The organism is Pantoea agglomerans, assembly GCF_020149765.1.
GTDB lineage: Bacteria > Pseudomonadota > Gammaproteobacteria > Enterobacterales > Enterobacteriaceae > Pantoea > Pantoea alvi.
Genome location: NZ_CP083809.1, coordinates 2,273,764 through 2,290,458, shown reverse-complemented (window position 1 = coordinate 2,290,458; position 16,695 = coordinate 2,273,764). Strand labels below are relative to the sequence as shown.

Below are 16,695 nucleotides of genomic sequence, written 5' to 3'. Positions count from 1 at the left end.
CGGACACGTTTTTAATTCGTAACGGATAACGCTAGCGATCCGCTTATAAACCGTCAATGCTGATTAGCGCAAAATTGCGCACGATCAGTTTAATCTTATTACTGTCATAGCCTTTGTATGGCTTTTCATGATCTGCCGCATCTTGTAGAATGCGCATCACAAAACCCTGACATTATTGGGACATCCCAACTTTTATCGCCATGACGCTGCTCGCACTCGGAATCAATCATAAAACTGCACCTGTTGCGCTGCGCGAACGCGTTGCGTTCGGGCCGGACGTGCTGGAACAGGCGCTCGACAGCCTGCTTTCCCAGCCAATGGTGCAGAGCGGCGTCGTTCTCTCTACCTGTAACCGTACTGAACTCTACCTTAGCGTAGAACAGCAGGCGGATCTGCAGGAGCGTCTGGTGCGCTGGCTGTGTGATTATCACCATCTCAATGAAGAGGACGTGCGTCAAAGTCTTTACTGGCATCAGGACAACGCAGCGGTCAGCCATTTAATGCGCGTCGCGAGCGGTCTCGACTCGCTGGTGCTGGGCGAACCGCAAATTCTCGGCCAGGTGAAAAAAGCCTTCGCCGATTCGCAGCGCGGCCATGCGCTGAGCAGCGAACTGGAGCGCATGTTCCAGAAAACCTTCTCGGTCGCCAAACGCGTGCGCACCGAGACGGAAATCGGCGCCAGCGCAGTGTCGGTCGCCTTTGCTGCCTGTACGCTGGCGCGCCAGATCTTTGAATCGCTTTCAACGGTCAATGTGCTGCTGGTCGGCGCGGGCGAAACCATTGAGCTGGTGGCGCGCCATCTGCGCGAGCATAAGGTGCAGAAGCTGCTTATCGCCAACCGCACGCGCGAGCGCGCCGAGCGCCTGGCGGAAGAGGTGGGCGCGGAAGTGATCGGCCTGGCCGACATCGACGCGCGCCTGGCCGACGCCGATATCGTTATCTCCTCCACCGCCAGCCCGCTGCCGATCATCGGCAAGGGAATGATGGAGCGCGCGCTGAAAGCGCGCCGCAACAAGCCGGTGCTGCTGGTGGATATCGCCGTGCCGCGCGACGTTGAGCCGGAAGTGGGCAAGTTGCCTAACGCCTATCTCTACAGCGTCGACGACCTGCAGGCGATCATCGAGCAGAATATGGCGCAGCGCAAAGCCGCCGCCGTCGAAGCCGAAAGCATCGTGATGCAGGAGAGCAGCGAATTTATGTCCTGGCTGCGCGCCCAGAGCGCGGTCGAGACCATTCGCGAATACCGCTCTCAGGCGGAAAGCGTACGCGCCGATCTTGAATCGCGCGCGCTGGCCGCGCTGCAGCAGGGCGCCGATCCGCAGAAAGTACTGCAGGAGCTGGCGCACAAGCTGACCAACCGTTTAATTCACGCACCAACCAAATCCCTGCAGCAGGCCGCCCGCGACGGCGACACTGAACGCCTGCAATTGCTTCGCGACAGCCTCGGTCTCGAGTAGACTTTCGGGCTGTTGCCCTCTGTGACGAGAATCCCATCACGACATGAAAACCTCTATTGTTGCCAAACTGGAAGCGCTGCAGGAGCGCCACGAAGAAGTGGAAGCGATGCTCGGCGACGCCAGCGTTATTGCCGATCAGGACCGCTTCCGCGCGCTCTCGCGCGAATATGCGCAGTTAACCGACGTGACCCAATGTTTCCGCGCGTGGCAGCAGACGCAGGAAGATATCGAAACCGCCCAGATGATGCTGGACGATGCCGAAATGCGCGATATGGCGCAGGAAGAACTGCAGCAGGCGCGCCAGCAGAGTGAGCATCTGGAGCAGCAGCTGCAGCTGTTGCTGCTGCCGAAAGATCCTGACGACGAACGCGCCTGCTTTATCGAAGTGCGCGCCGGCACCGGCGGCGACGAGGCGGCGATTTTCGCCGGCGACCTGTTCCGCATGTACAGCCGCTACGCTGAAGGCCGCCGCTGGCGCGTCGAGATCGTCAGCGCCAACGAGGGCGAGCATGGCGGCTATAAAGAGGTGATCGCCCGCGTCACCGGCGAGGGCGCCTATGGCCGTCTGAAGTTCGAATCGGGCGGCCACCGCGTGCAGCGCGTGCCGGAAACCGAATCCCAGGGGCGTATCCATACGTCCGCCTGTACCGTGGCGGTAATGCCGGAGGTGCCGGAAGCGGAGCTGCCGGAGATCAATCCGTCGGACCTGAAAATCGATACCTTCCGCTCCTCCGGCGCGGGCGGTCAGCACGTCAACACCACCGACTCCGCCATCCGCATCACCCACCTGCCGACCGGCATTGTGGTGGAGTGTCAGGATGAGCGTTCGCAGCACAAAAACAAAGCCAAAGCGCTGGCGGTACTCGGCGCGCGCATCCGCGCCGCGGAGATGGCAAAACGCCAGGAGGCGGAGGCGAGCACGCGCCGCAACCTGCTGGGCAGCGGCGACCGTTCCGATCGTATTCGCACCTACAACTTCCCGCAGGGGCGCGTCACCGATCACCGCATCAACCTGACCATCTACCGCCTTGACGAAACCATGGAAGGCAAGCTGGACAGCCTGATTGAGCCGATCGTGCAGGAATATCAGGCCGATCAGCTGGCCGCGCTGGCTGGCCAGGAGTAATGGAGTTTCAGGAGTGGCTGAAACAGGCTGTCGCCGCCCTGCAGGGCGGGGATAGCCCGAAGCGCGACGCGGAGATCCTGCTGGGGCATGTCACCGGCAAATCGCGCAGCTGGCTGGTGGCGTTCGGCGAGACTGAACTGCTGCCCGAGCAGCAGGCGCGCCTCGACGCGCTGCTGGCGCGGCGCGTGCGCGGCGAGCCGGTGGCGCATCTTATCGGCGAACGCGAGTTCTGGTCGCTGCCGCTGCGCGTTTCCGACGCGACGCTCATCCCGCGCCCCGACACCGAAGTGCTGGTGGAACAGGCGCTGGCGCGCCTGCCGGCCGCGCCGTCGCGCATTCTCGACCTCGGTACCGGCACCGGCGCCATCGCGCTGGCGCTGGCGAGCGAGCGTCCCGACTGCGAGGTGCTGGGCGTCGACCGCATCGAAGCCGCCGTGGCGCTGGCGCAAAGCAACGCCGAACGGCTGGCGATTGCCAATGCCGCCTTCCTCCTGAGCCACTGGTTCGACGCGCTGCCCGCCGGGCGCTTCGACCTTATCGTCAGCAATCCTCCCTATATCGACGCGTGCGACCAGCATCTGTCGCAGGGCGACGTGCGGTTTGAGCCGCGCAGCGCGCTGGTGGCCGATGAGGCGGGGCTGGCGGATCTGCGCCTGCTTATCGCTCAGGCGCCGCAGTGGCTCGCGCCCGGCGGCTGGCTGCTGCTGGAGCATGGCTGGCAGCAGGATGCGGCAGTGCGCGCGCTAATGCAGCAGCAAGGTTTTCTTCAGGTCGCGACCGTAAATGACTACGGCGGCAATCCGCGCGTCACGCTCGGTCGCATTCCCTCTTAAAAAGGACGTTCCATGGCCGCTTTCTACCCGCTTATCAAGCAACTGCATCTGCTGACGGTGTTTATCAGCATCGCGCTTTTCGTCGTGCGCTTCTACTGGCTGCGCAGCGGCTCGGCGCTGCTGCAGCGCCGCTGGGTGCGCATTGCGCCGCACGTTAACGACACCTTTTTACTGCTTACCGGCGTGCTGCTGGTGACGATCACCCACTTTTACCCGTTCTCGCCACAAGGAAGCTGGCTGACGGAGAAGCTTTTAGGCGTTATTATCTACATCGCCTTAGGTTCCGTGGCGTTGAGTCGTCGCCCGCGTACCAGCCGTACCCGCTGGATCGCTTTCCTGGTCGCGCTGGTCGCGCTGGTGACAGTGATTAAGCTGGCGGTGACCAAAATGCCGTTATTGGGGATAGTATGACCTCCACAGAACAATTAGATTTTAGCCAGACGCCGCTGTGTGAAGCGGTGATTGGCGCCACCCGCGCGATCCGCGCCGATTTTCCCGCCTCATCCGTGCAGGAGCAGCTGGCGGCCCTGGTGGCGGAAGCCCGCCGCTACGTGAGTAGCGAACAGGACGCCGATATGCAGCTGGAGAAGCTGCTGGAGCTTTTCTATCGCCAGTGGGGCTTCGGCGGCGCCAGCGGCGTCTATAACCTCTCCGACGCGCTGTGGCTCGATAAAGTCCTCAAGACGCGTCAGGGCACCGCGGTGTCGCTGGGCGTGATCCTGCTGCATATCGCTCAGGCGCTCGACATCCCGCTGATGCCGGTTATTTTCCCTACGCAGCTGATTTTGCGCGCCGACTGGATCGATGGCGATATGTGGCTGATTAACCCGTTTAACGGTGAGACGCTGGATACCCATACGCTGGAAGTGTGGCTGAAGGGCAATATCAGCCCGACGGCAAAGCTCTACGACGACGATCTGGAAGAGGCGAAGACCATTAGCGTGATGCGCAAGATGCTCGACACCATGAAGGCGGCGCTGATGGAGGAGAAGCAGATGGAGCTGGCGCTGGGCGTAAGCCAGGTGCTGCTGCAGATCGATCCCGATGACCCTTATGAGATCCGCGACCGCGGTTTGATCTACGCGCAGCTGGAGTGCGATCATATTGCGCTAAACGATTTAACCTATTTCGTTGAGCAGTGTCCTGAGGATCCGGTCAGCGAGATGATCAAAGTACAAATTCACGCAATTGAACAGAAACAGGTGACGCTGCACTAAGCGCACCACACCATTAAGGAAAGGGCATGACTCAGAAAGTCGTCACTATTGGTGATATCAAGGTCGCTAACGATCTGCCATTTGTGCTGTTTGGCGGCATGAACGTGCTGGAGTCGCGCGATCTTGCCATGCGTATTTGCGAACACTACGTCAGGATCACCGACAAGCTCGGCATTCCGTACGTGTTCAAGGCCTCTTTTGACAAGGCGAACCGCTCTTCCATTAAATCCTATCGCGGTCCCGGCCTCGAAGAGGGCATGAAGATTTTCCAGGAGCTGAAGCAGGCGTTCGGCGTGAAGATCATTACCGACGTGCACGAGGCGTCACAGGCGCAGCCGGTGGCCGACGTGGTCGACGTTATTCAGCTGCCCGCCTTCCTGGCGCGTCAGACCGACCTGGTGGAAGCGATGGCGAAGACCGGAGCGGTGATCAACGTCAAGAAGCCGCAGTTCGTTAGCCCTGGCCAGATGGGCAATATCGTGGATAAGTTCGCTGAAGGCGGCAACGATAAGGTGATTCTGTGCGATCGCGGCAGCAACTTCGGCTATGACAATCTGGTTGTTGATATGCTCGGCTTTAACGTGATGAAGAAAGTCAGCAACAACAGCCCGGTGATTTTCGACGTGACCCACGCGCTGCAGACGCGCGATCCGTTCGGCGCCGCTTCCGGCGGTCGTCGCGCCCAGGTGGGCGAGCTGGCGCGCGCCGGTATGGCGGTCGGCATTGCCGGTCTGTTTATTGAAGCGCATCCGGACCCGGATCACGCTAAGTGTGACGGCCCCTCCGCGCTGCCGCTGGATAAGCTGGAGCCGTTCCTGGTGCAGATGAAGGCGATTGACGATCTGGTGAAGAGCTTCCCGGAGCTGGATACCAGCAAGTAACGGGTGCCTTAGCGGGCGAAATAAAAAAGAGCGACCTCGATCGCTCTTTTTTTTCGCCTGCCGGACAGGTCGTGACGGGGGCGCTTTGCCTTTTAGATTTTGTAGCCTTTAATTCACAGCATAATCGTCATCAGATAGCCGGCAAAAATCGCCAGGTGTGCAGCGCCGTTCAGCACGTTGGTACGCCCGGTTGAAAACGAGATATGACACAGAATCAGCGCCGCTGACATCATCACCATCTGCGGCGGCTCAAGGCCGAAGACCAGCTGCTGATCGGTCAGGGTGGCGATAATGGTCACCGCAGGCACGGTCAGCGAGATGGTCGCCAGCACGGAGCCGAAAAAGAGATTCATGGCGCGCTGCACCTGATTCATCAGCACCGCCTTCAGGGCGCCCAGGCCTTCCGGCGAGAGGATCAAGAGCGCCACCAGAAAGCCGGTGAACTGCGCAGGCGCATTAAACTCCGTCAGCAGATGCTCCAGCGTGTTAGCGTTCATCTTGGTGACGCTGATCACCGCAATCAGATGCACAAGCAGCCAGACGGTGTGCCAGACGCTGCTGTGCGCCGAGGGCTTGCCGTGGTGCGGGTCGCCATCGTCGCTGTCATCTTCATGTTCGTAAACAAACAGGCTCTGGTGGGTGCGCGTCTGGATCAGCAGAAAAACGCCGTACATCGCCGCCGAAATTGCCGCGATCAGCAGCGCCTGGGTGGGGGTAAAATTGCCGCCCGGCAGCGCATTAGGGAACACCAGCACCAGAATCGCCAGCGGAAAGATAGCGATCAGATACTGCTTAACCCCGGCAAGATTGACATACTGGGTGGCGAATTTGCGTCCGCCCAGCAGCAGCGAAAAGCCCACCAGGCCGCCGGTAACAATCATAATGATAGAGTAGAGCGTGTCGCGCATCAGCGCGGGCGCCGCGTCGCCGGTTGCCATCAGCGCCGAGATCAGGCTCACCTCAAGAATCACCACTGACAGGCTGAGGATCAGCGAGCCGTAGGGTTCGCCCAGCCGGTGCGCCAGCACGTCGGCGTGCCGCACCACGCTAAAGGCGCTGCTGAGGATCGCCACCAGCGCCAGCAGGTTGATGCCGATAACCACCGGCAGGGAGTTTTGTCCGCCGAAGAAAAACAGCACGCCCAGGGCGGCGAGGGGAAGTATCAGCGAGAACTCTTTGTGACGTGTTTTTTCATGCGTAGTCATTCACCATCCTCTCCAGAGAAATGCGTCGGCGAAGCCCAACGGGGCCTCACAAAAGAGTAGAACTTTTATTACATCCGACAGTGTAACTTTTCACCGTTTATCCGACGGAAAATTTACCGGTTTTTACTTTTTATCATTTAATGCGCGACAGCGCCAAAAGTGCAAGCAAGCAGATTTTATATCTTCTTGTTCATTGTGTTAGCCACATCAGCTACCCATTCATCCGGCGGTTAAACGCCTGTTTATCGCGAGATAAGGCCTGTTTTTATTCGCCTTGCCGGTTTTGTGCAAAAGGGGAGGCTGAATAGCAAGGTTGTAATTTTTTATCCATACGCCAGGCTTAAAGCAGGCCCATAATGGAGGAAATGCAATGCCTTACAAGAATCGTGAAGCGCTGCCGGATAGCGTAAAACATGTGCTGCCGCCCCACGCGCAGGAGATCTATCAGAAGGCGTTTAACAGCGCCTGGGATCAGTATAAAGACAAAGATGAGCGCCGCGGCGATGAGTCTCAGGAAGAGGTAGCGCACAAAGTCGCCTGGTCGGCGGTGAAAAAAGAGTATGAAAAAGGGGATGACGACAAGTGGCATCCGAAAAAGTAGCCACCTGCAGAACGGGCCAGCGGGGCTGGCCTGACGCGGCGATTTTTTAATTTCTCAGCGGAGCGCGGCCTTGAAAGCGGTGTGGAAAATGCATACTGTCAGTGAATGTTGCGGCTCAAGTATGCCGCCCGCCAGCCGATTTTATAAGGGAGCCCGTCGGACAGGACGTTAAAGAAGTCAGGAGGTCGCATTGTTAACCCGAGAATTTTTATTAAAAGCTGACTGCAAAACGTCATTCGGCGATATTGAGGAGTCCCTGCTCTGGAGCTGCGAGCAGCGCGCCGCGTCGCTGGCGGCCACGCTGGCCTGCCGCCCCGACCAGAGTCCGGTCTGGGTCTTTGGCTATGGATCGCTGATGTGGAACCCGGTTTTTGAGGCGGACGAGGTCGCTTCCGGCACGCTGGAGGGCTGGCATCGCGCCTTCTGCCTGCGCCTGATCGCCGGGCGCGGCACCTCGTCCCATCCTGGCCGTATGCTGGCGCTGAAAGAGGGCGGGTCAACCAGCGGTCTGGCGTTTCGCCTGCCGGAGACGCGCCTGCATGAAGAGCTGGAGCTGCTGTGGAAGCGCGAAATGATCACCGGCTGCTATCTGCCAACCTGGTGCGAATTAACGCTGGAGGATGGGCGCAGCGTCACCGCGCTGGCCTTTATTATGGATCCGCGCCATCCGCTCTATGAGTCGGACTCCTGTCCCGAGGCGATCGCGCCGCTGATTGCGGCGGCGAGCGGGCCGCTGGGCAGCAACGCGCAGTATCTCTTTTCCCTTGAGCAGGAGCTGGCGAAGCGCGGGATGGAAGAGGAGAGTCTGAGTCGCCTGGCGCATCAGGTGCGCGCGCTGCAGGCGGGCGTGCGCTGCGCGCAGGGATAAACATCAAGGCTGGCGGCGTGACGATCCACGCCGCGAAAACCCATTAATTTCCCGGATTCAGCAGCCAGGTGCCTGGCTTGTCAATCACCAGCGACTGCGCGCGCATGCTGGTACCTGAATGCACTTCGATACGATACTGACCCGCGGCCAGATTGAGCGTGGCGAACCCGTTGCTGCCGGTTTTCACCTCTACCGGCTGACCGTTAAGCACCACACTGGCGTCGCGCTCCAGCTTGAGGTAGACCGTCGCCAGCGCGGCGGGCGCAGTGGCCTGCGGCGCGCTGTTCACTACAGGATTCTCCGCCACGGCGGGTGAGGCGTTTTCCGGCGCGGCGTCGTGACGGTTAGCCAGCCAGGCCACCACCACAACCGCCAGCAGCGCCGCGGCCGCCAGGGCGATCAACCCCGGCGAGAGGCGGCGCACGTTGCGCGGCGTCACCGGCTCAACGCTGGCCGAGGCGTGATTGACCGCCATCACCACCGGCGCGGGCGTTACCGTCTCCTCCTCCTCGACCACGGGCGCAGGCGCAGGTGCTGCGACCGGCGGCTCCGGCGCAGGCTGCAGGCTGTTGACCACCGCCTCCACGTCGCTGACGGGCAGGTCGATCAGCGCCGCAAAGGCGTCAATTGACTGCGGACGATCGGCGGGCTTCATTGCCAGCGCGCAGTCCACCGCGTGCAGCAGCGGCAGCGAATAGCCGGGCGGCTGGCGCTCGACCAGCGGCTGGTAGTTATCCTCGATGCAGCGCACCACGCTTACCGGCGGCGCATTGCCGGTGATCAGGCTGTGCAGCACCGCGCCGAGCGCATAAATATCGGTCCACGGCCCCTGTTCGTTTTCACCCTCTTCGCTGTACTGCTCAATCGGTGCGAAGCCCGGCTTGAGCATAATCTCGGTTTCATCCGACAGGTTGCCGATCTCTTTGCGCGCCGAGCCGAAGTCGAGCAGTACCGGCAGCTGGTTTTCCTGAATCTGAATATTATCCAGCGAAATATCGCGATGCAAATAGCCCGCCTGATGGATAGTGTTGATGGCGCCAAACAGCGGCGGCAGCAGGCGGCGGATCCAGGCTTCGCTCACCGCCTCGGGGCTGGTCTGCTGCCACTCTTTCAGCGTCATGCCGGGGTAGTAGAGCGTGCCCATATAGGCGGTGCCGTTCTGTTCCCAGAAGCGCAGCACGTGCAGCAGGCCGGGATGGTTGAAGCGCGCCAGCAGACGCGCCTCCTGCATAAAGCTGGTCAGGCCGGCGTTAAACAGCTTTTGATAGCGTTCGCCGCGCAGCTCCAGCGACAGATCTTCTGCGCGTACCGCCAGCGACACCGGCATATACTCTTTAATGGCGATGGTGCGTTCAAGCTGATGATCCCAGGCGCGATAAACGATGCCAAACCCGCCGCCGCCAATCACTTCCTTGATTTCAAACTCGTTAAAACGGTATCCCGCAGGGAGCGCGTTGGGCACCGCTTTTTGATTATCATTTGCCGACATAGTGAACTCTCTGAACACCGCCTGGCAGCCAGGCTGCGCTGTAATTAATTGATGTTACGCCACGCACCTATCGCCGGATCAACCAGATCGGCGTGCAGGGTGTCGATCAGTAACACATTCACTTTTTGCTGTGGCATAAACTGCGGTCCCCAAAGACCACGCAACGTTTCCACCCGCGATTTCACGGCGTCCGGATCCTGCTGCGCCGTATTCTTGTCCATTTTCACCAGCAGGGCGCCGTTAAAGCGCCAGACGTGGGTCGCCTCGTCGAAAGGCAGCACCAGCCAGCTCTCCGCGGCATCGGCGCGCGTCACGATCATGCGCTCTTTATTTGCGGCCACCACCTGCAGCGAGTTGCCGGTAATCAGCAGATTCGCAATGGGGTAGCCCTGATAGAACGTCACCGGCAGAGGTGTGCTTTTGCCCATGCTGGCCAGCACTAACTCGCTTTTACCTTCCAGCCAGCCGTCGTGCGGACACTTCGCCTGCGCAACATCGGGAATAAACAGCGACGCGCCGTCGGCGTCCCACGAGGTGCGGAAGCGGCAGCCGCCAGGCAGATCAAAATGCTGTAGCGGCGCGTTACTGGCCGGACGCGACAGGTCGAGCGGCGCGGCGTTAGCGGCGCTGGCGCTGGCGGTGGCGTCAGCCATCACAATCGGCCGCCAGTTTTGCAGCTTGCTGGCGCTGCCGCTGGCCAGCACGCCGCCCTCTTTGTTGGTCATCTGCCAGGGCAGCTCATCCAGCGTGCCGCACTGGTTCGCCAGCAGCGTGCCGACGCGCGGCAGAAAGGTGGTCAGCACGGCGGAATCGGTGCTTTTGCCCGACACGATGCGCAGCGGCAGCGACTCTCTGCACCAGTCGTCGGGGGCTTTGCTTTTCACGCCGTCGATAAAGACCTCCAGCGCCAGGCTGGGGGAGTAAACCACGCGATAATCTTCGGCCTGCGCGCTGAAAGCGATAAGCAAGGTCGCAATGCCGGACAACCACAATTTCATAAGGATCCTTGATATCAGTCGCGGGGCGGCAGAAAACGTGCCGAATCCGCCGCAGAATAAAGCAACGTGGCGTCCTGAGGTTCGCCGATCCACACAGAGAGCGCGCTGAGATTATCCTTTTTCACGCTGCGGCTGACCGCTTTTTCCATCAGCGCCAGCCACTCTTCGCAGGCGTTCACCATGCGCAGCGCCTGCTCCATCTCTCTGGCCGTCAGGTTCAGCCAGAATCCGTCGGTGCAGACCAGAAAGGCGTCACCATCTTCCAGCGCCAGCTCGGCGGAGAAGGTCACCGGACGCGCCGGATCCGCGCCGAGCGCATTATAGAGTAAATTACTGTTAATGCCGGTATTTTCATAGCCCGCATCCTTCAACTGCTGCGCCAGACTGTGATCGCGCGTGACGTCGAACAGCGTGCCGTGGCGAAAGTGATATACCCGGCTGTCACCGGCGTGCGCCCACCAGGCGCGCCGCTGCGGGCGATCGATAAACAAGGCCGCCAGCGTGGTGCTCATGCGGGCGAAGCCGGGCTGCTGCGCCTGCGCCTCGCGCAGCGCCGCGCGGCAGCGCTCAATCGCTGCGTGCGTGTTCTCCGGCGTGAGTCGCGGCTGGTCGCGCAGATCGGCCAGCAGGGTGTCGCGCACCAGCTGCGCGGCGCGATCGCCGCCGGCGAGGCCCGCCACGCCGTCGCAGACCACAAAGCAGGCCTTCTCGTCGGTGATCTCCGCGCCGGTGCGGTCCTGGTTCTCATCGCGCAGCCCCTGCTGGCAGCGGCTGGCAAATACAATCTTCATGCGTCGTCCGTCCGGGTCTGCGAATCTTTATACTGGTTCACTTCCACATCATAAGCGTGCAGAAAGGCTTCGCCGAACAGGGTGTGGAAGTCATCTTCAATCTCGCCGGCGGTGCGCTGATAGCTACGCGTAAAATAGTCCCAGAGCGCGGCTTTTCGGGCGACGGAGAAGGGGAGTTTAGGCAGTACGCCCTCGCTGCGCGCCTGCTCTTCCAGGCGCTGCGGGTTAAACGACTGCAGCATGGCGGCGATAATGGCGCGAATGCCGGCGATCATGCCGAGCTGATGCGCCTGCAGATCCACCAGCGCGTCGCGCACCGCCTGCTCCGGCGGCATAAAGCCGGGCATCTGGCTCTGATACATCTGCATCAGCACGGTTTTGCCAGAGGGGAGGATCTTAAAGGGGTTGTTCGCCTCGTTGAGGATCATCGTCATGTCCGCCTTGACGCCGCGCTTGAGGATCTGGCGCGACGACAGCAGCGCCACGGTGCCCTGTGAGAAGAGGCTCAGCATCCGTCCCGTGACGCGCATCTGCTCTTCATCAATCGGCGTGGCGTGCCCGTTGTTCAGCCCCATGCCCTCCAGCAGCGCGGCGATCAGCTTCTCCTGATCCTGCATCGCGACGCCCGTCGCACGCGGCGACTCGCTCTGCTGCGGATCGATCGCCAGCCGTGCGTCGCTGTGGCGCGACAGCGGAGGGGGCGCGGAGAGGACGCTTCCCGCCGGTTCGACCTCAAGCATGCCCAGCGGATCCCCCTCCAGCTGCAGCTCGCTGACAAACAGCGCCAGCGGGTCATCTTTCGCCGCGTCGGCACGCGCCGGATCCTCTACGGCAAGCTGGTATTCGCCAATCTGCAGCGCGTCGCCATGGCGCAGCTGCACCTGCATTCCCCGCTCCAGCGCGACGCCGTTGTGTACCACTGCGGTTACGCTGCCCTGGCTGGTGAGGCGGCACTCCCCGTCGGCGGAAAGGTGCACCACCGCCTGCAAACGCGAAATGGCGCGCGATTCGTCCGGCAGCACCAGATCGTTATCCTGGCTACGGCCGATGGTGCCGCCGGGCGGCTGAAACGCCACGGTTTTTACCGGAACATCCGTATTGCACTGCACAATGGTAAATTGCATGAGTCATCCCGTGTCTGATGGGCAAACGCAAGGCCGTTATTCGAACATTGGCGGATAGAGGCCGTTACGTCCCGGCTGAGTACCTGCCGCCGGGTTAAAAAGAAGTAAAAACAGTTGCGCCGTCAGGTTGCCGCTGTGCTTGTGGGTCGCATGAGCGAAGCCGTCGCAGCGGTTGGTCCACCAGTAGCTGATATGCTGCTGGGGATCGAAGCGGTCCGCCACCTCGCGCCAGCTCAGCGTACAGGGCAGGTCGCTGAAGCCGATAACATCCATAATATCGGAACGCTGCTTCTCCGGCACCAGCAGCGGCGGCAGCGCCTGCATCTGCTGCTCCAGCTGCGCCGGGGGGATTTGAACCTGCACCGCCTGGTAGAGCGTGGCGCCTAAATCCTGAAACCAGTCGCCGGAAATTGCGAGCTGCGCCGGATGCCACTGGCTGAGCGGGAAGGTGCGCAGGGCCAGCAGCGGCCAGGCGCGGCCCACGCGATCGCAAGAGGGCATCAGGCAGCCCATCTGCACCTGCTGCACGCCCGGCGTGATCGGCAGAACGAAGTTCCACACCGGCGCCCGTAAAAACCAGCTGGTGGCCGCCTGCTCCTGATTGTGCCAGTGCATCAGCCCTTGCTGAAACCAGTGGGTCCAGGGCGCGATATGTTTCTCGCTCAACCGGTGGCGCAGAAAATCGCCGGTTGAAGGGAGCTTCCCGTACCAGCCGGGGGCGACGATCGCAGCCATACTCACCTCATCATTACTCGCTATGCGTGGTCAATCGCTGCGCGTCCGCCGCTGGCGTAACGGCCAGCGCGCTGCCTTCGCGACCCGCATTTTTAAGATTTTCCGCAAGCTTGCGCATCATCAGCGCATTGTCGCGCGCATAGGGCGAAGACTGAATCTGCTGATCCAGCAGCTGGCTGAGGTGCCAGTCAAGCTGCTGCAGATCGCGCGCGCTGACGTTCTCAGGCAGCGAGCGCTGCAAATTCTGCATCAGCCAGGCGCGTAAAAATTCGCCGTCGTAGTTGCGCGGCTGATAGAGCATCTGATAGGCGCGCAGCGCGTTGCGGCTGTATTCATTGTCGTCGCCCTTGTCGTTTCGCAGCAGGTTGGTGATCTGCTGCGCGACGCGCGGTAATAGCAAAGACTTTAGCGCATTTTGATAAAGCGCCCAGGCGGCATCGCTCACCTGGGTGCCGCGATAAAGCCCGGCGCGCATGGTAACTGGCGGATTATCCAGAGAAAAGTGGTCCGAAAGCGGCAGTTTAACCAGGTTGTTCAAAAAGGGAAGCAGATCAAAAATATTATCCGCCGGCTGATGGATCACCTGCTGGCTCTGGGTGGCGATAACCGGCACGCGCTCCGCCACCTGGCTGAGATAGCGCTGGTTCTGGAAAAAGCTAATCATCCAGAGCCCCGAAGCGATAGTGAGCGCGCCCGCCAGCACGCCGTAGCCAATCCAGTGGAACAGCTGGTTGCGGTGCTCCCAGTGGCGGTTACTGCCGGCGAGACCGCTCTCGCGGAACACCAGGTCGCTAAGCAGATCGCGAATAAAAAAGCTCTGTCCCTTGTTGCCGGGAATAGGGCTGTTGCGGTTGACGCTATCCCAGGCGGCGATGGTCTGACCGCCCGCCTGCGGCAGCTGCAGCTTGCGGCTCAGCTCGCCCATAATGCGGTCGAAGGGCAGGCCTTCCTGCGTGCCGCTGGTAAAGAAGAGCCCGCGGGCGCTCCAGGCGATCGACTCCTGCTGGTCGGAGAAAACCACGTCAAGGTATTCGCTCAGCAGCGGGCGCAGCGAGGCGAACTCCTGCGGAAAGAGGAAACAGTCGGCGCGCTGGCTGAGATCGCGCTCCTGCGCCATCTTGTGACCCAGCTGCTGCAGCAGCTGCTGTTCGAGACGGTGGAACTGCTGATGAAAGCTGCGGTGCCAGTCATCTTTATGCGGCTTGCCCGGCTCCCAGGGGAAGGTAAAGCCCCAGACGGCGTCGCGCTGGCGCTTCTCCAGCGCGCCGAAATAGCCCATAAAGCCTTTCAGCAGATCGGTTTTGGTTACCATCACATAGACCGGGAAGTGAATGCCGGTCTGCTGGTGCAGCTCCCTCAGGCGGTTGCGCATGGCGCTCGCCTGGGCATAGCGCGTCTCGGCCGACTCGCTCAGCAGATCCGCCACGCTGAGCGTCATGATCACGCCGTTGATCGGCTGGCGGGTGCGGTAGCGCTTCAGCAAATTGATAAAGCTGTTCCACTCGCTGGCGTCGCGCGCGCGCTGGCTCTCCTGCAGGGTATAGCGCCCGGCGGTGTCGATCAGCACCGCCTGGTCGGTAAACCACCAGTCGCAGTGGCGGGTGCCGCCTACGCCGCGGATGGCGGTCTTGCCGACGCTGTCGGTCAGCGGAAAGTCGAGACCGGCGTTGAGCAGCGCGGTGGTTTTGCCCGCGCCGGGCGCGCCGATCACCAGATACCACGGCAGCTGGTAGAGATAGCCCGACTGCATGCGCGCCAGCCAGCGGCTGTTGCTTTTGCGGCTGAAGGGCATGCGTTTTAGCTGCATCACCGCTTCGCTGAAGCGCTGGGTGAGCAGCTCTTCGGTCGCCTGACGGTCGGAGAGATCCTCCGCGCCCGCCTGCTGCAAATTAGTGAGCAGCTTGCTGTTGAACCAGGCGCGATAGAGCGAGGGGATAAACTGAAACAAAATCCAGATGAAAAAGAGCAGGCCCACCGTCAGCTGGCGCGGCAGCGCCGGCTCCAGCGGCCGGGTTTCTCCCCAGCTCCAGAAGGGGCCGAGGATCCAGACGAGACAGCTCAGCGCCGTCACGCCAATAAAGCTCCACAGCAGACGATGGGTGAGAGCAGGGCGTAATGATGCGCGCATTACTGGGTTTCCTGATGATTACTGAGCGTTTCCGGCGCGGCGAACAGCGTAATTTCGACGCGGCGGTTGCGCGTGCGGTTTTCGTTGCTGTCGTTGGGCAGCAGCGGATCGCTGTCGCCGCGCCCTTCAGAGCGGATCGCATGGCCGTCGGCGAGCTGCGACTGCAGCAGCTGGGTCACGGCGCGGGCGCGGGCGAAAGAGAATTCATAGCTGGAGGCGAAGCGGCTGTTATCCACCGGACGATTGTCGGTAAAGACCGACACCAGCACCGTGCCTTTAACGTTCTTCATCGCCGTGGCGACGCGGGCCAGCAGCGCGCGACCCACCGGATTGATGGCGGTGCCCTGTTCGGCGAACAGCTTGTCAGCGGGGATAATCACCTTGCTGCCGAACGCGCCGTCGCTGACTTCGAGCTGACCGGCGGCGATAACGTCGTTGAGGCGCTGGCGCAGATCGAGCAGCGCCTGCGGCGAAGAGGGGCGGCGGCCGACGGTGATCTGCGGCAGCGGCGTCTGATAAATCGCGCGCAGCAGCGGTTCGGCGTCGTTGCCGAGCCGCCAGTTAAGGGCGCTGTAGAGCAGGCAGGCGAGCAGCGCGGCGACGGTGGCGCAGGCCCAGAGCGGGATCATCGGGCGCGAGATGCTGCTGACCAGCGGATGTACCTCGACCAGCGGCCTGGCGCTCTCGCTTTGCGGCTGGCGCGTTTCTTCGATCAGCTTCGCAAGGCGCTTGCGAATGGCGTCGCACTGCACCCGTCCGCTGTCGCTGCCGCGGTAGCGGCCTTCGTAGCCGAGCAGCAGGCAGTAGTGCACCACCTCCAGCAGCCAGAGGTGCTGGGCCGGACTCTGCGAAATGCGCGACAGCAGCTGGAAAAATTTTTCGCCGCCCCAGCTTTCGTTGTGGAAAGTGACCAGCATGCCGTTGCCGGACCAGACGCCGCGCGTGCCCCACGGGGTTTGCGCCGCCGCCTCGTCCAGCGCGCTGCACAGGCAGTAGCGCGCGCCGATAATCATCTCGAACGGCAGCCCGGCCTGTTTGCAGCGCTGCTCGAACTGGCGAATTTCATCGATCAGCGACTGACGCAGGCCGGCGGGGTCGTCGTGCGTGACCGCCTGGCGTAGCTGCACCACGGCGTTCAGCAGCGGCGCCGCAGCCTGAAGTAAAAGATTATCGTTGCCCGAGGCGTTTGCCTCTGCGGCCTGCGATTCTTGTGTCATTAACGGGGATTCTTCCAGACAAGAA

At 61.4% G+C, this 16,695-nt stretch carries 16 protein-coding genes; 8 read left to right on the top strand and 8 right to left on the bottom strand.

Annotated elements, in window-relative coordinates:
- Positions 1-200 precede the first annotated feature (200 nt).
- Genes hemA through kdsA form a run of 6 tightly spaced genes read left to right on the top strand, consistent with a single transcriptional unit; the run spans position 201 to position 5,514 of the window.
- Positions 201-1,457, top strand: coding sequence for a glutamyl-tRNA reductase (hemA, locus tag LB453_RS13625; RefSeq protein WP_103797516.1), 1,257 nt, complete (start codon positions 201-203; stop codon positions 1,455-1,457).
- Between the two features lie 43 nt (positions 1,458-1,500).
- Positions 1,501-2,583 (top strand): peptide chain release factor 1, encoded by a 1,083-nt coding sequence (gene prfA, locus LB453_RS13620; protein ID WP_103797517.1) that lies wholly within the window; start codon positions 1,501-1,503, stop codon positions 2,581-2,583.
- Positions 2,583-3,416: a peptide chain release factor N(5)-glutamine methyltransferase gene (gene prmC / locus LB453_RS13615; protein WP_103797518.1), complete on the top strand. Its 834-nt coding sequence runs from the start codon at positions 2,583-2,585 to the stop codon at positions 3,414-3,416. The genes prfA and prmC overlap by 1 nt, the downstream gene beginning before the upstream one ends.
- Before the next feature lie 12 nt (positions 3,417-3,428).
- Positions 3,429-3,827: a SirB2 family protein gene (locus tag LB453_RS13610; protein WP_103797519.1), complete on the top strand. Its 399-nt coding sequence runs from the start codon at positions 3,429-3,431 to the stop codon at positions 3,825-3,827.
- The gene (sirB1, locus tag LB453_RS13605; RefSeq protein ID WP_103797520.1) at positions 3,824-4,633 is read left to right on the top strand and encodes an invasion regulator SirB1; all 810 of its coding nucleotides are present in this window, start codon (positions 3,824-3,826) and stop codon (positions 4,631-4,633) included. Before LB453_RS13610 ends, sirB1 begins: the two co-directional genes overlap by 4 nt.
- Before the next feature lie 26 nt (positions 4,634-4,659).
- Entirely contained in the window at positions 4,660-5,514 is an 855-nt protein-coding gene (gene kdsA / locus LB453_RS13600) for a 3-deoxy-8-phosphooctulonate synthase (protein ID WP_103797521.1), read from the top strand.
- Between the two features lie 113 nt (positions 5,515-5,627).
- Here kdsA and chaA read toward each other — a convergent pair whose 3' ends face one another.
- Entirely contained in the window at positions 5,628-6,719 is a 1,092-nt protein-coding gene (gene chaA / locus LB453_RS13595; RefSeq protein ID WP_103797522.1) for a sodium-potassium/proton antiporter ChaA, read from the bottom strand.
- A 370-nt stretch (positions 6,720-7,089) separates the two neighbouring features.
- Here chaA and chaB point away from each other — a divergent pair, with 370 nt between their 5' ends.
- Entirely contained in the window at positions 7,090-7,320 is a 231-nt protein-coding gene (gene chaB, locus LB453_RS13590) for a putative cation transport regulator ChaB (RefSeq protein ID WP_103797523.1), read from the top strand.
- Between the two features lie 190 nt (positions 7,321-7,510).
- On the top strand, positions 7,511-8,188 hold the full coding sequence (locus LB453_RS13585) for a gamma-glutamylcyclotransferase (RefSeq protein ID WP_103797524.1): 678 nt from the start codon (positions 7,511-7,513) through the stop codon (positions 8,186-8,188).
- Between the two features lie 43 nt (positions 8,189-8,231).
- Here LB453_RS13585 and LB453_RS13580 read toward each other — a convergent pair whose 3' ends face one another.
- The 7 genes from LB453_RS13580 to icmH are packed head-to-tail and all read right to left on the bottom strand — an operon-like array spanning position 8,232 to position 16,670.
- Positions 8,232-9,677, bottom strand: a complete 1,446-nt coding sequence (locus LB453_RS13580) for a serine/threonine protein kinase (RefSeq protein ID WP_103797525.1) — start codon at positions 9,675-9,677, stop codon at positions 8,232-8,234.
- A 44-nt stretch (positions 9,678-9,721) separates the two neighbouring features.
- Positions 9,722-10,675 (bottom strand): hypothetical protein, encoded by a 954-nt coding sequence (locus tag LB453_RS13575; protein WP_103797526.1) that lies wholly within the window; start codon positions 10,673-10,675, stop codon positions 9,722-9,724.
- Positions 10,676-10,689: 14 nt separating this feature from the next.
- The gene (locus tag LB453_RS13570; protein ID WP_103797527.1) at positions 10,690-11,466 is read right to left on the bottom strand and encodes a PP2C family protein-serine/threonine phosphatase; all 777 of its coding nucleotides are present in this window, start codon (positions 11,464-11,466) and stop codon (positions 10,690-10,692) included.
- A complete protein-coding gene (gene tagH / locus LB453_RS13565; protein WP_103797528.1) occupies positions 11,463-12,590 on the bottom strand; it encodes a type VI secretion system-associated FHA domain protein TagH in 1,128 nt (375 codons plus the stop codon). Before tagH ends, LB453_RS13570 begins: the two co-directional genes overlap by 4 nt.
- Positions 12,591-12,626: 36 nt before the next feature.
- Entirely contained in the window at positions 12,627-13,325 is a 699-nt protein-coding gene (tagF, locus tag LB453_RS13560) for a type VI secretion system-associated protein TagF (protein WP_103797529.1), read from the bottom strand.
- Positions 13,326-13,338: 13 nt separating this feature from the next.
- Positions 13,339-15,453, bottom strand: coding sequence for a type VI secretion system membrane subunit TssM (gene tssM / locus LB453_RS13555; RefSeq protein ID WP_103797530.1), 2,115 nt, complete (start codon positions 15,451-15,453; stop codon positions 13,339-13,341).
- Positions 15,453-16,670: a type IVB secretion system protein IcmH/DotU gene (gene icmH, locus LB453_RS13550; protein WP_103797531.1), complete on the bottom strand. Its 1,218-nt coding sequence runs from the start codon at positions 16,668-16,670 to the stop codon at positions 15,453-15,455. The genes tssM and icmH overlap by 1 nt, the downstream gene beginning before the upstream one ends.
- Positions 16,671-16,695: the final 25 nt, after the last annotated feature.

Bases quoted from the DNA above. Each gene is read 5' to 3' on its own strand.
- hemA (WP_103797516.1), top strand. From the start codon at position 201: ATGACGCTGCTCGCACTCGGAATCAATCATAAAACTGCACCTGTTGCG.
- prfA (WP_103797517.1), top strand. From the start codon at position 1,501: ATGAAAACCTCTATTGTTGCCAAACTGGAAGCGCTGCAGGAGCGCCAC.
- prmC (WP_103797518.1), top strand. From the start codon at position 2,583: ATGGAGTTTCAGGAGTGGCTGAAACAGGCTGTCGCCGCCCTGCAGGGC.
- LB453_RS13610 (WP_103797519.1), top strand. From the start codon at position 3,429: ATGGCCGCTTTCTACCCGCTTATCAAGCAACTGCATCTGCTGACGGTG.
- sirB1 (WP_103797520.1), top strand. From the start codon at position 3,824: ATGACCTCCACAGAACAATTAGATTTTAGCCAGACGCCGCTGTGTGAA.
- kdsA (WP_103797521.1), top strand. From the start codon at position 4,660: ATGACTCAGAAAGTCGTCACTATTGGTGATATCAAGGTCGCTAACGAT.
- chaA (WP_103797522.1), bottom strand. From the start codon at position 6,719: ATGACTACGCATGAAAAAACACGTCACAAAGAGTTCTCGCTGATACTT.
- chaB (WP_103797523.1), top strand. From the start codon at position 7,090: ATGCCTTACAAGAATCGTGAAGCGCTGCCGGATAGCGTAAAACATGTG.
- LB453_RS13580 (WP_103797525.1), bottom strand. From the start codon at position 9,677: ATGTCGGCAAATGATAATCAAAAAGCGGTGCCCAACGCGCTCCCTGCG.
- LB453_RS13575 (WP_103797526.1), bottom strand. From the start codon at position 10,675: ATGAAATTGTGGTTGTCCGGCATTGCGACCTTGCTTATCGCTTTCAGC.
- LB453_RS13570 (WP_103797527.1), bottom strand. From the start codon at position 11,466: ATGAAGATTGTATTTGCCAGCCGCTGCCAGCAGGGGCTGCGCGATGAG.
- tagH (WP_103797528.1), bottom strand. From the start codon at position 12,590: ATGCAATTTACCATTGTGCAGTGCAATACGGATGTTCCGGTAAAAACC.
- tagF (WP_103797529.1), bottom strand. From the start codon at position 13,325: ATGGCTGCGATCGTCGCCCCCGGCTGGTACGGGAAGCTCCCTTCAACC.
- tssM (WP_103797530.1), bottom strand. From the start codon at position 15,453: ATGCGCGCATCATTACGCCCTGCTCTCACCCATCGTCTGCTGTGGAGC.
- icmH (WP_103797531.1), bottom strand. From the start codon at position 16,670: ATGACACAAGAATCGCAGGCCGCAGAGGCAAACGCCTCGGGCAACGAT.